The organism is Bradyrhizobium sp. CCBAU 53351 (assembly GCF_015291745.1).
Lineage (GTDB): Bacteria > Pseudomonadota > Alphaproteobacteria > Rhizobiales > Xanthobacteraceae > Bradyrhizobium.
The window spans coordinates 5334843-5347382 of the sequence record NZ_CP030059.1 but is presented as its reverse complement, the minus strand read 5'-3'; the positions used below and the strand labels follow the sequence as shown (position 1 = coordinate 5347382).

The following is a 12540-nucleotide window of genomic DNA, read 5'->3' as shown; positions in this document are numbered from 1 at the left end:
AGGACAAAAAATGAATGCAAAATAGTCTCCAGAGCCGGCCAAGACCCGCCGCCAGGGAGGTTTTCATGCATCAGGGACGCCATTTCCTTCAGATTCCGGGCCCGAGCCCGGTCCCCGAGCGCGTCCTGCGCGCCATGGACATGCCTGTCATCGACCACCGCAGCGCGGAGTTCGGCGAGCTCGGCCGCATCGTGCTCGAAGGCAGCCCGAAGATCTTCCAGACCAAAGGGCCGGTCGTGATCTTCCCCTCCTCGGGCACCGGCGCCTGGGAGGCCGCGATCGTCAACACGCTGTCGCCGGGCGACAAGGTGCTGATGGTCGAGACCGGCCATTTCGCGACGCTGTGGCGCCAGATGGCGGGTCGCTTCGGCATCGAGGTCGACTTCGTCCCCGGCGACTGGCGCCGCGGCGCCGATCCCGCATTGATCGAGGCAAGGCTCACCGAGGACACTGCGCAGGCGATCAAGGCCGTCATGGTCGTGCACAACGAGACCTCGACCGGCGCGACCAGCCGCATCGCCGACATCCGTGCCGCGATCGACCGCACAGGCCATCCGGCGCTCTTGATGGTCGACACCATTTCCTCGCTCGGCTCGGTCGACTACCGCCACGACGAGTGGAAGGTCGATGTCAGCGTCAGCTGCTCGCAGAAGGGTTTCATGCTGCCGCCCGGCCTCGGCTTCAATGCGATCTCGCAGAAGGCGCTTGCTGCGGCGAAGAGCAACAAGATGCCGCGCTCCTATTTCGACTGGGAGGAGATGCTCAAGCCCAACGCAAAAGGCTTCTTCCCCTACACGCCCGCAACCAATCTGCTCTACGGCCTGCGCGAGGCGATCGCGATGCTGCTCGAGGAGGGTCTCGAAAACGTGTTTGCGCGGCATCAGCGGCTTGCCGCCGCGACCCGCGCCGCCGTCAATCATTGGGGCCTCGAGGTGCTCTGCCAGGAGCCGTCGGAATTCTCGCCGGTGCTCACCGCCGTGCTGATGCCGCCCGGCCACGACGCCGACCAGTTCCGGAAGGTGGTGCTCGACAATTACAACATGTCGCTCGGCTCCGGCCTGTCGAAGGTGGCCGGAAAAGTCTTCCGTATCGGCCATCTCGGCGAATGCAACGCGCTGACGCTGCTCGGCGCGCTCACCGGCGTCGAGATGGGCCTGTCGGTCGCGGGCGTGCCGCATCGCTCCGGCGGTGTCGATGTCGCGATGAAGCTTCTGGAGCAGCGCCCGCAGGGCAATGCATCGCCTCATCTGAAAGTGGTGGGCACTTAGGCCGCGCCGGACGCGCGGCTGGAAATCACAAAAAAAGCGATCAGGGAGGGCGAGATGGGAGTTCGGTTCAAGGCCACGCATGTCGTGCTGGCGATGCTCTGCGCGATGTACTTCATCACCTATGTCGACCGGGTCAACATCGGCACCGCCGCGAGCGAGATCCAGAAGGAGCTCGGCCTCTCGAACACGCAGCTGGGCCTCGTCTTCTCCGCCTTTGCCTATCCCTATCTGCTGTTCCAGGTGATCGGCGGCTGGGTCGGCGATCGTTTCGGGCCGCGCAAGACGCTGTTCTGGTGCGGCATGATCTGGGCGGTCGCCACTATCATGACCGGCTTCGTGCACGGCCTCGTCGCGCTGTTCATTGCCCGCTTCGCGCTCGGCTTCGGCGAGGGCGCGACGTTCCCGACCGCGACGCGCGCGATGCAATACTGGACGCCAGCGAGCCGCCGCGGATTTGCGCAAGGGCTCACGCATTCCTTCGCCCGGCTCGGCAATGCGGTGACGCCGCCGGTGGTGGCGCTGCTGATCGTGTGGCTGACCTGGCGCGGCGCCTTCGTGGTGCTCGGCCTCGTCAGCCTCGTCTGGGGCGTCATCTGGGTCTGGTACTTCCGCAACGAGCCGAAGGACCATGCCTCCATCACCGAGGCGGAGCTCGCGGCGCTGCCGCCGCGCCCGACCGGCGAACGGCCGCGCGTGCCCTGGGGACCGCTCTTTGGCCGCATGTGGCCGGTGACGCTGACCTATTTCTGCTACGGCTGGTGCCTGTGGCTGTACCTGAACTGGCTGCCGCTGTTCTTCAAGAACAACTACAATCTCGACATCAAGAACTCGGCGCTGTTCGCCTCGGGCGTGTTCTTCGCCGGCGTGGTCGGCGACAGCGTCGGCGGCGTGCTCTCGGACAAGATCCTCGAGCGCACCGGTAATGTCCGCCTGGCACGATTGAGCGTCACGGTCGCGGGATTTACGGGCGCGCTCTTGTCGCTGCTGCCGATCCTGTTCGTCCACGACATCACCGTGGTGGCGCTGTGCCTGTCAGCCGGCTTCTTCTGCGCCGAGCTGGTGATCGGCCCGATGTGGTCGATCCCGATGGACATCGCCCCGAAATATTCCGGGACCGCCTCGGGAATCATGAACACCGGCTCGGCCTTCGCCGCCATCGTGTCCCCGTTGGTCGCCGGTTTCGTGATCGACGTGACCGGCAACTGGTATCTGCCGTTCCTGATGTCGATGGGCTTGCTGCTGCTCGGGGGCTTCTCCGCCTTCCTGATGCATCCGGAGCGGCCGTTCACGGAGGCCGCGGGGAGGGGGGCATCCGAAAAGATGGTGGCCGCGGAGTAGGGCGCTTTACGACTTTCAGTCATGTCCGGGCTTGTCCCGGGCAAATGGCCGGGACGAGCCCGGCCACGACGGGAGTAGCAGGCTTCGGTGTCCAAAATCCGTGATGTCATACGCCCTGGCGGCGGGGGCGGCGGAGGTCCATCGCTTATGCATGGAAGGTGTCTTTAGGAGAGGGGACAAGCCGGTCAAATGGTGCTATTCGGCGGCCATCAAGATCAAGGCACAACCGGGAAGGACGCCGATGACCGTGCATACTGGAAGGCATTTCCTACAGATTCCAGGACCGACCAATGTGCCCGACCGGGTGCTGCGGGCGATGGACATGCCGACGCTGGACCATCGCGGTCCGGAGTTTGCCGAGCTCGGTTTCGCCGTCCTTGCCGCGATGCAGCGCGTGTTCCGGACCAAGCAGCCCGTGATCATCTTCCCCTCGTCCGGCACCGGCGCCTGGGAAGCGGCGATGGTCAATGTGTTCTCGCCCGGCGACAAGCTCTTGATGTGCGAGACCGGCCAGTTCGCCGTGCTGTGGCGCGGCATTGCCGACAAGTTCAAGCTGGACGTCGATTTCATCCCGAGTGACTGGCGCCATGGCGCCGACCTCGCCGAGATCGAAAAGCGCCTGACCGCCGACAAGCAGCACGCGATCAAGGCGGTCTGCGTCGTCCACAACGAGACCTCGACCGGCTGCGTGACGCCGCCGCTGGAGGTGCGCAAGCTGCTCGACCGCGTCAAGCATCCGGCGCTGCTGATGGTCGACACCATCTCCGGCCTCGGTTCGATGGAATACGAACATGATGCCTGGGGTATCGACGTCTCGGTCGCCGGCTCGCAGAAGGGCCTGATGTTGCCGCCGGGCCTCGGTTTCAACGCCGTCTCGGAAAAGGCGCTCGCCGTCGCCAAGGCCAATCCCGGCATGCGCTCCTATTGGGACTGGCAGGAAGTCATCACCTTCAACAAGCTCGGCACCTTCCCCTACACGCCCGCCACCAACCTGCTCTACGGCCTGCGCGAAGCGGTCAAGATGCTGGAAGAGGAGGGGCTGGAGAATGTCTGGTCCCGCCACAAGCGCCACAGCGCCGCCACGCGCGCCGCGGTCAAAGTCTGGGGCCTGGAGACGCAGTGCTCCGACCCCGCTGCGCACTCGCCGGCGCTGACCGGCGTGCGCGTGCCAGATGGACACGACGCCGACGCGTTCCGCAAGGTCGTGCTGGAAGCCTTCGACATGTCGCTCGGCACCGGCCTGAACAAGGTCAAGGGCAAGGTGTTCCGCATCGGCCATATCGGCCATTTCAACGATCTGATGCTGATGGGGACGCTCGCCGGCGTCGAGATGGGCCTCGATCTTGCAAAGATTCCGCACCGGAGCGGCGGCGTGCTGGCGGCCATGGACGTCCTGAAGGGGCGCGACGTGGTCCCGATGACCAAGGCTCAGGTGGCCTGAACTAACCTTGAAAGTGAGCGCGCGATGAACGCACCGACGACCACGAACGAAGACCTGCTCTACTCCGTCACGGACGGCATCGCGCGGATCACCTTCAACCGCCCCCAGGCGCGCAACGCCATGACCTTCGCCATGTATGACCGCATGGCGGAGATCTGCCTTGAGATCAACGCCGACCGTTCGATCAAGGCGCTGATCCTGACCGGGGCCGGCGACAAGGCGTTCGCCTCCGGCACCGACATTTCCCAGTTCCGTGCGTTCAAGACCGCACAGGACGCACTCGACTACGAGGCACGCATCGACCGCGTGCTCGGCACGCTCGAGCAGTGCCGCGTGCCCGTGATCGCGGCCATCGCCGGGGCCTGCACCGGCGGTGGCGCCGGGATCGCAGCCTGCTGCGACTTGCGCATCGGCACCGAGACGACGCGGATGGGCTTTCCGATCGCGCGCACGCTCGGCAACTGCCTGTCGATGTCGAACATCAGCCGTGTCGTCGCGCTGGTCGGGCCTGCCCGCACCAAGGATCTGATTTTCAAGGCGCGCCTGGTCGAGGCGCAGGAGGCCCTGTCGCTCGGCCTGCTCAACGAGATCGTCCCTGATGTCGAGACCCTGCAGCGCCGCGCCGACGAGACCGCAAAGCTCGTGGCGAGCCACGCCCCGCTCACGCTGGAAGCGACCAAGGAAGCCGTGCGCCGCATCCGCCGCACGCTGTCGCGCGAAGAGGGCGAGGACCTGATCCTCAAGGCCTATATGAGCGACGATTTCCGCGAGGGCATGGACGCCTTCCTCAACAAGCGCGCACCCGTCTGGAAGGGCAAGTAGCCCGACCGGACGGGTGGCTATCTTGCCGTCCCAACGAAGTATCCGTCTGCCTTGCCGTCCTTCGTGAATCTGGGGCAGGCGCAAAAGCTTCCCGGCGAGCTGCGAGTTGGGCACATGACCTTTGGCGTTCCCGGGGGCAATTCAGAGGCATTCACAAGGCATTGCGATTGAGGTTTTGGATCCTCCGGCACGCCCTTGGCGAACACGGTTGGACCAGCGCCGATCAGCATTAAGACAAGCAGGGCACCCTGAAGGAAGCTCATGCGTAGTCCCTAAACCGCAGCGAATACCTCGCCTTTCCAGCTCGCCCAATCATCCTCTGGCTCGGCGCTGATAAGCCGGCTCCTAGCTTGATATCGCTAAACGAACACGTGGAGGAGCCTAATATTCATTCCTCACACCGATAAGGATTGCGCCGCGTCTGTGTCTCGCGACATTCTTGGTAACTTGTCGCTTCATCTATCAGACGCAAGTGGATGAGTGTTCCAGCTGCTCGGCGATAGTTTGGGCGCGGTTGGCAATCTTGTGCTGATCGGCCTTCAGGACTCCAGCATGTTGGGCGCGCGCAAAGATACTACAGACCTCTGAGAGGAATTGTGGCGTGTACCCGAACGCCTTGACGCCCGATTTTGTGCGGAACTCGATCTGATGGGCTGCCGTAACAAGATCTTCGCCAATAAAGGGGACTAGATTCTGCACTGTCAAAAAAGCAGGAAGACTGGCGCCGCTCTTGTAATATCGACGTCCTTTAGGCGGACGAATGCGACCAAGACCCACCATGAAGCCGCTTTGAGTAATCACACGCTGTCCGTCTTCAAGGATAGCAACTTCGATTTCGATGTCCCCAGATCGAAGGACGCCTTGATGAGTTGCCTGTGGCAAATGTCTCGCCCAACGGGCCTCGGCGGCCTTCCGCGCAATCTCCCGTCGCTCGTCACCTGATAGCGCGGCTGCCCTTGCAGTTCCCCCAGCAGCTCGGGCAGGAACTCCCCATTGCACCTTCCAACGCGTTCTCCGCCGCTCGTGGACGTGGTCCAAAATGACTTTTTTACGCGTATTCATATTTCAGGAATATGGTTGACTCAGAAAATAGCAAGGCGAAATGGAAGCAAAATGAGTCCGGCAAGCGCAGCAAGTTACGCCGCAAGCAACGCCGGATCATTCAATACAGCTTTAACCAACTCGGGTGAAGAGCACTGCCAGGCCGCCGTGCAGAATGCTCTCAGCATCATGTCCTTGCACTTAATTTGTGGAACCGGCCGAAACTTCGCCGCGAGAGCTTGGGCAACATTCAGGGCCTGGTAGATATTCCGTTCCTGATAAAGCTTCGGGCCGAACAGGCTTCCCAATAGGCCGCCCCAAAAGCTGTGCCCGTGCGAACGCACCAAGACGCCCCTCTTGCCGACGGAGACCCAACAGGCGTCGCCGCTCTCGAGGATGATCGTCGCGTCATGGCCAAATTTTTCGTTGATGTAGAGCAGGCGCGGCATCAATTCGCAACTCTCAACTTCTCCGACTCATCATGAAGCCGACTTACCGAAGCGCCTGGGACTGGGGCATTTCTGAATCCGATCAAGGCCCCTGGTCTTGCTCTCCGGGCTCACCAGGCCCGTGGCTTCTAACCTGACTATGCAACTTTGTCTCGTTCCGCGGCCTGGTCTCATTCCAAAGTCATAAAGGGGATGACGTCGGACGGCTTGAACTCAATCGTATTCGCCCGCACAATGGCTCTGAATTCATCTTCAGAATTTCCAATCCGAACAAGAACATAGGCAAGAACTTGGGGAGCACGCTCGTGGGACATGGAATGAAGGCCGCGCTGGCACTGACGGCCGCGCTGTGCGGCACGCCGGCCTTTGCCGGCTGGGAGCCGGCAAAGCCGGTCGAGATCGTGGTGGCGGCCGGCGCGGGCGGCGCCTCGGACCAGATGGCGCGGATGATGCAAGCCGCGATCCAGAAGAACAATCTGATGAAGCAGCCGGTCGTCGTCTCGCTCAAGGGCGGCGCCTCGGGTGCGGAAGCGCTAATGTACATGAAGTCCAGCGAGGGCGATCCGAACAAGGTGCTGATCGCCTATTCGTTGATCTACATGCTGCCGCTGTCGGCGAAGATCCCGTTCAACTGGCGTGAGCTGACCCCGGTTTCGGTGGTCGCGCTCGACCAGTTCGTGCTGTGGGACAACAGCGCGGGGCCCAAGACGGTGAAGGAGTTCGTCGCGGCGGCGAAGGCCGCGAGCGCGCCGTTCAAGATGGGCGGCACCGGCTCGAAGCGCGAGGACCACGTGCTGACCGTGTTCCTCGAGCAGAAGACCGGCGCGAAGTTCTCCTATCTGCCCTACAAGTCCGGCGGCGAGGCCGCAACCCAGCTGGTCGGCAACCACACCGAGGCCAACGTCAACAACCCATCCGAAAATCTCGAAGTCTGGCGCGCGGGCCAGGTGCGTCCGCTCTGCGTGTTCGACAAGGAGCGCATCTCCTACACCACCAAGGTGACCGAGACCCAGTCCTGGGCCGACATCCCGACCTGCAAGGAGGAGGGCGTCGACGTGCAATATCTGATGCTGCGCGCGATGTTCCTGCCCGGCAAGGTCACGGCCGAGCAGCAGGCGTTCTACGTCGATCTCTTCCACAAGGTGACGCAGACCGCGGAGTACAAGGAATACATGGAGAAGCAGGCGCTGAAGCCGATCTTCCTCACCGGCAAGGACATGGTGCAGTTCCTCGAGGAGGATGACGCGCAGAACAAGTCGCTGATGACCGAAGCCGGGTTCGTCGCGAAGTAGCTGGCTCTCTCTTCTCCCTCTTCCCGTTCTTACGGGGAGAGGGCACGGGGTGAGGGGTTCTCTCCACGAGTCTAGCCGTGGAGAGAGCCCCTCACCCGGCGCTTCGCGCCGACCTCTCCCCGTAAGAACGGGGAGAGGTTAACAATTCCCAGACGTGCACCAGAGCTCATGTCCCAAACCGATCTAGAAATCGTCGTCGACGATCCGACCGCGCCTGAAGACGACTCGCCCTCGGTCGTGTCCTCCGGCACGGTCGAGATCGTCGTCTGTCTCCTGCTGCTCGCGCTGGCCGTCACGCTCGGCACCGACAATTGGCGCACCGGCGCGTCCTGGGATGCGACCGGGCCCGAGCCCGGCTATTTCCCGTTCTATCTCTCGGTCATCCTCGGGGGCGGCAGCCTCTATGGCCTCGTCGTCGCGCTGCTGGCGCGGCGTGCCTCGTCCGGAAGTTTCGTCACGCGCGCGCAAGGCCGCCGCGTGCTGGCGGTGTTCTTGCCGACGCTGCTGTTCTGCCTGCTGACGCAGTTCCTCGGCCTCTATGTCGCGAGCTTCCTCCTGATCGCGGGCTTCATGCGCTTCGTCGGCAAGATCGCGCTGTGGAAGTCGCTGCTCACAGCCTTCTTCTTCACGGCGATCATGTTCGTCACCTTCGACATCGCCTTCGACGTCATCATGCCGAAAGGGCCGCTCGAAGCGGCCCTCGGCCGCTAGGCGGAATTCGCGATGGAAGCTTTTGGTCTCCTGCTTCACGGTTTTGCCGTCCTGCTGACGTGGAAGACGGTCCTGCTGATGATGGTCGGGCTGGTGCTCGGCATCTTCGTCGGCGTCCTGCCGGGCCTCGGCGGCCCCAACGGCGTTGCGATCCTGCTGCCGCTCACCTTCACGATGGATCCGACCTCGGCGATCGTGATGCTGTCCTGCATCTATTGGGGCGCGCTGTTCGGCGGTGCGATCACCTCGATCCTGTTCAACATTCCCGGCGAAGCCTGGTCCGTCGCGACCACGTTCGACGGCTATCCGATGGCGCAGCAGGGCAGGGCGGCGGAGGCGCTGACCGCGGCGTTCACCTCCTCCTTCATCGGCTCGCTGGTTGCGGTGCTGCTGATCACCTTCCTTGCGCCGATGATCTCGTCCTTTGCGCTGAAATTCGGCCCGCCCGAGTTCTTCGCGGTGTATCTGCTCACCTTCTGCTCCTTTGTCGGATTGGGACGCGAGGCCAAGCACAAGACGGTCATCTCGATGTCGCTGGGGCTGCTGCTCGCCGGCATCGGCATGGATACCGTGTCGGGCAATCTGCGCATGACCTTCGGCTCGCCGGAGCTGCTTCGCGGCATCAACTTCCTGGTCGCCGTCATCGGCCTGTTCGGCATCAGCGAGATCCTGCTGACGATGGAGGAGCGGCTGGCGCTGCGCGGGCATGCGGCGAGCATTTCGCTGCGCGTCGTGCTCAGCGTCTGGAAGGACCTGCCGAAATACTGGGTGACGCTGCTGCGCTCCTCCTTCATCGGCTGCTGGCTCGGCATCACCCCGGGCGGCGCGATCGCGGCCTCCTTCATGGGCTACAATTTGGCAAAACGTTTCGCCAAGGATCCCGAGAGCTTCGGCAAGGGCCGCATCGAGGGCGTGTTCGCGCCGGAGACGGCGGCGCATGCCTCCGGGACCTCCGCGCTGTTGCCGATGCTGGCGCTCGGCATTCCAGGCTCGGGCACCGCGGCGATCCTGCTCGGCGGGCTGATGGTGTGGGGGCTCAACCCGGGGCCGCTGCTGTTCGTCGAGCACAAGGACTTCGTCTGGGGCCTGATCGCCTCGATGTATCTCGGCAACGTCGTCGGCCTCGTGCTGGTGCTGACGACGGTGCCGATCTTCGCCTCGATCCTGCGCGTGCCGTTCGCCGCCGTTGCGCCGATGATCGTGGTGTCCTGCGCGATCGGCGCCTACGCGATCCAGAACGCGATGTTCGACATCTGGCTGATGCTCGGCTTCGGTATCGTCGGCTACGTCTTCAAGAAGATCGGCATTCCCCTGGCGCCGTTCACCCTCGCGCTCGTGCTCGGCAACCGCGCCGAGGATGCCTTCCGCCTGTCGATGATCGGCTCCGGCGGGACGCTGAAGGTGTTCTGGTCGAATGGCCTGGTCGGCTCGATCACGACCCTGGCGATCGTGCTGCTGTTCTGGCCCGTGATCGACGGTTTGCTCGGCCGTCTCGGTTGGACTGGGGCGGGGCACAACCGCGGCACAATAAAAAATTGAATGGAATCAGCGTCTTAGATTTTCTGTGTCGCCGTAGTCCAGGCGCTGACGCCTTGTGATTGTTTCTGGATGTTGCCGCCCTGCGACAGCCGAGGTCTAGGTTCGGGGTTACGCTGCGGCCAGATTTTTATTTTTGTCGCAGGGGGAATTCATGAAGCTGATTGTGGTGACAGCTGCGCTCTCGCTGCTCGCGACGAACGCGATGGCTGCCGATCTGGCGGCCAAGCCGTATGTGAAAGCGCCGCCGGTCGTCGATCCGGTCTGGAGCTGGACAGGCTTCTATGCCGGATTGAACGCCGGATACAGCTGGGGCCGCGCGGACACAACTATCGCGCCGATCGCACTGCCATTCCCGGCCACGCAATTCGGTGCGTTTGGCCGGAACGTCGATGGTTGGCTGGCCGGCGGTCAACTGGGGTACAATTGGCAGGTCGATCCGAAATGGGTCGTCGGCCTCGAGGGCGACATTCAGGCAACGGGCGAGCGGTGGTCACGGACGGTAACTACGACGAGCGCGCGTTACGGTTCGAACATCGTCGGCATCCCCGGCGGTACGGATTTCAATTCAATTGCAACATTGACCGGGAATCTCTCTTACGACTTGCAGTGGTTCGCAACGTTCCGCGGGCGCGTCGGCGGCTTATCGGATCCGCAGACGCTTTGGTATGCGACGGGCGGTCTCGCTATCGGCGAGTTCAAATATTCTTCCGCGACCACCCTTGGTATCCAGGTCTTCGGACCGGGTCTCGGTGGCACAACTCCACTCGGTGCGTTCAACTTTCCGATCGGGGCGGGGGTGAGTACCACTGATACGCGACTGGGCTGGACCATTGGCGCAGGTGCCGAACGCAAGTTCACCCGGAATTGGTCGGCCAAACTCGAATACCTCTACATGGATTTTGGGACCAAGACATACTTCGCGGGAACCGCCAATCAGGCGGACGTCAGCTTCCACGATCACGTGCTGCGGGCCGGCTTCAACTATGCGTTCACTTCGACGCCCGTTGTTGCAAAATACTGAACTGGCCAGCGCGAACTGCCTTGAATGCTCGGCAATTCTATCGGGCATCGTCGCTACCGAGCGGGGCGCATGCCAATTTCGCGTCCCTAAGCTTGTGATTCGTTAGCACCTCGTCAGTCTGCTTGCCGGATTCCATTGTTCTGGCAACGATTCGAAGCCTTAAGAGGACTTCGCTGTGGTGCCCCCAGGGTTGGCGATCGTTTCGACCGCCGCTGACGCGCCGCTTCGGCCGCGCTGTTAGTGCATGGTCTGGATTTTGTCGTGGAGACATTCAATTTTCATGAGCGGACAAATGCCTAACCGGGCTTTGGCATACAACTCGTTTCTTGGTTCGCATATCTCGCCAGCTATGATCTCGGCAAACTTGAGCTTTGTGTTGCGAGCAGGCTGGAGGGACTTCGCCGAAGGTGCAGCCGCCTGGTCACATTTGGTGTAGACCGGTACGGCGTATGCTACTGCGCGATGATCTCGCTGCACTTGTTGCATCGAAAGTGCCCTGTCTCTGCCGTTCCACAGGCTCGATGCAACGTTGGTAGACGGACCGACACACCGGGCAGGCCGTATACGAAAATTCTGGCTATCCATGCTGTCGATTGTTTTGACTGAAAGGTAGCATTTGGGCGAGGCTATTGGGATGCTAGCAGGCGGTCAATTTCCCCCGTGTTATTCCGACGCCTCGACATCAATTTCTCGGTCTCGCAACTAAACGGATAATAAGCTGGTCAGAGGAATGAGGTGGTCTTACTTCGCCCTTCCTCAATGACATGCCGAGGACTCCCACCGCGCATCGCTGTCGAGACAGCCAGCGCGCTTCTGCCTGATGAGTTCGCAGTCTCACTAAGGATCGAGCAGACCGGTCTACTTTGACCGGGATCTGAAAGGTAAACAAAGCGTCGTCCGCTAAAATCTGAGGGAACCTGAACTCTTCGTTGGGTACCGCGACTGCCAGTTCTCGCTGGATTCAATGGAAGCTTCTCGCAAGTGCAGCAATCATTCCAGCAAAGGCAAGTTGCGAACCCACGCCAAACAATCCCTTCAACGCGCGCTTAGAGTGTATCCACCAATGAAAGCGTTGGAGAGCATGAAGTAAGCCGCGCGGGTAGAGCGTGTGCAGAAACTGCAATGCGTCTGGCAACATCGCCGCGAATGCACCGATCACAACCGTCCAAAATGATTCTTCCGCTGCAAAAATCCAAAGGGCAAGGCCGAGTCCAGCACATGCATCAAAGCCGATGATTGCGAAATCCGTCAGCGTCGCGGTGCTAAAGGACAGGCGACGATTGGTAGCACCTTTGCCCAGACTTATCGAGCGAAGGGGATAGTCCCAGTGCGGGATTGCATCAATTACAAAATGGCTAGCGAAACCAGCGAATGCCGCGGCCGCTGGGTGAAACGGAAATAGGCTGGCGATCGCGCCACCGACGATTGCATGCGTGCTCAAAATCATTTGCTTTGCCGTCGGGACTGCTCGCTACCAGAAAAACAAAAAGACGCAATCAATTAGCAGCTCAAAAGCCAACTGGTCGGCCCGTGTTGAATATCGCTACACCGGTTTCGGCACCTTCCGGAACAACTCGACCGTCGCGTTCCCCGGCTTCTCGTACGAGCATGAACCGGT

At 61.9% G+C, this 12540-nt stretch carries 11 protein-coding genes; 8 read left to right on the top strand and 3 right to left on the bottom strand.

Features of this window, described 5'->3' with window-relative positions:
* Positions 1-65: 65 nt before the first annotated feature.
* The 4 genes from XH83_RS25360 to XH83_RS25345 all read left to right on the top strand — a co-directional run bounded on the left by XH83_RS25360 (position 66) and on the right by XH83_RS25345 (position 4869).
* Positions 66-1268: an alanine--glyoxylate aminotransferase family protein gene (locus XH83_RS25360; protein ID WP_371746140.1), complete on the top strand. Its 1203-nt coding sequence runs from the start codon at positions 66-68 to the stop codon at positions 1266-1268.
* A gap of 54 nt (positions 1269-1322) precedes the next feature.
* Positions 1323-2606 (top strand): MFS transporter, encoded by a 1284-nt coding sequence (locus tag XH83_RS25355; protein ID WP_194403425.1) that lies wholly within the window; start codon positions 1323-1325, stop codon positions 2604-2606.
* A gap of 241 nt (positions 2607-2847) precedes the next feature.
* Complete coding sequence (locus tag XH83_RS25350) at positions 2848-4047, top strand: alanine--glyoxylate aminotransferase family protein (RefSeq protein WP_194403424.1); 1200 nt, start codon at positions 2848-2850, stop codon at positions 4045-4047.
* A 24-nt stretch (positions 4048-4071) separates the two neighbouring features.
* Entirely contained in the window at positions 4072-4869 is a 798-nt protein-coding gene (locus XH83_RS25345) for an enoyl-CoA hydratase/isomerase family protein (protein WP_194403423.1), read from the top strand.
* A 462-nt stretch (positions 4870-5331) separates the two neighbouring features.
* Here XH83_RS25345 and XH83_RS25340 read toward each other — a convergent pair whose 3' ends face one another.
* Together XH83_RS25340 and XH83_RS25335 are read right to left on the bottom strand one after the other, a co-directional pair.
* Positions 5332-5751: a hypothetical protein gene (locus XH83_RS25340; protein ID WP_194403422.1), complete on the bottom strand. Its 420-nt coding sequence runs from the start codon at positions 5749-5751 to the stop codon at positions 5332-5334.
* A 254-nt stretch (positions 5752-6005) separates the two neighbouring features.
* Entirely contained in the window at positions 6006-6359 is a 354-nt protein-coding gene (locus XH83_RS25335; RefSeq protein WP_194403421.1) for a hypothetical protein, read from the bottom strand.
* A 317-nt stretch (positions 6360-6676) separates the two neighbouring features.
* Between XH83_RS25335 and XH83_RS25330 the strand changes: the two genes are divergently transcribed.
* The 4 genes from XH83_RS25330 to XH83_RS25315 all read left to right on the top strand — a co-directional run bounded on the left by XH83_RS25330 (position 6677) and on the right by XH83_RS25315 (position 10922).
* Positions 6677-7651 (top strand): tripartite tricarboxylate transporter substrate binding protein, encoded by a 975-nt coding sequence (locus XH83_RS25330; protein WP_194403420.1) that lies wholly within the window; start codon positions 6677-6679, stop codon positions 7649-7651.
* Between the two features lie 168 nt (positions 7652-7819).
* Positions 7820-8362, top strand: coding sequence for a tripartite tricarboxylate transporter TctB family protein (locus XH83_RS25325; protein WP_194403419.1), 543 nt, complete (start codon positions 7820-7822; stop codon positions 8360-8362).
* 12 nt (positions 8363-8374) lie between these two features.
* The gene (locus tag XH83_RS25320) at positions 8375-9901 is read left to right on the top strand and encodes a tripartite tricarboxylate transporter permease (RefSeq protein WP_194403418.1); all 1527 of its coding nucleotides are present in this window, start codon (positions 8375-8377) and stop codon (positions 9899-9901) included.
* A gap of 151 nt (positions 9902-10052) precedes the next feature.
* A complete protein-coding gene (locus XH83_RS25315; protein WP_194403417.1) occupies positions 10053-10922 on the top strand; it encodes an outer membrane protein in 870 nt (289 codons plus the stop codon).
* Between the two features lie 961 nt (positions 10923-11883).
* Here the strand turns inward: XH83_RS25315 and XH83_RS25310 are convergent.
* Complete coding sequence (locus XH83_RS25310; protein ID WP_194403416.1) at positions 11884-12369, bottom strand: hypothetical protein; 486 nt, start codon at positions 12367-12369, stop codon at positions 11884-11886.
* Between the last annotated feature and the right edge of the window lie 171 nt (positions 12370-12540).

Coding starts and splice junctions, on each gene's coding strand:
- XH83_RS25360 (WP_371746140.1), top strand. CDS start 66: ATGCATCAGGGACGCCATTTCCTTCAGATTCCGGGCCCGAGCCCGGTC.
- XH83_RS25355 (WP_194403425.1), top strand. CDS start 1,323: ATGGGAGTTCGGTTCAAGGCCACGCATGTCGTGCTGGCGATGCTCTGC.
- XH83_RS25350 (WP_194403424.1), top strand. CDS start 2,848: ATGACCGTGCATACTGGAAGGCATTTCCTACAGATTCCAGGACCGACC.
- XH83_RS25345 (WP_194403423.1), top strand. CDS start 4,072: ATGAACGCACCGACGACCACGAACGAAGACCTGCTCTACTCCGTCACG.
- XH83_RS25335 (WP_194403421.1), bottom strand. CDS start 6,359: ATGCCGCGCCTGCTCTACATCAACGAAAAATTTGGCCATGACGCGACG.
- XH83_RS25330 (WP_194403420.1), top strand. CDS start 6,677: ATGAAGGCCGCGCTGGCACTGACGGCCGCGCTGTGCGGCACGCCGGCC.
- XH83_RS25325 (WP_194403419.1), top strand. CDS start 7,820: ATGTCCCAAACCGATCTAGAAATCGTCGTCGACGATCCGACCGCGCCT.
- XH83_RS25320 (WP_194403418.1), top strand. CDS start 8,375: ATGGAAGCTTTTGGTCTCCTGCTTCACGGTTTTGCCGTCCTGCTGACG.
- XH83_RS25315 (WP_194403417.1), top strand. CDS start 10,053: ATGAAGCTGATTGTGGTGACAGCTGCGCTCTCGCTGCTCGCGACGAAC.
- XH83_RS25310 (WP_194403416.1), bottom strand. CDS start 12,369: ATGATTTTGAGCACGCATGCAATCGTCGGTGGCGCGATCGCCAGCCTA.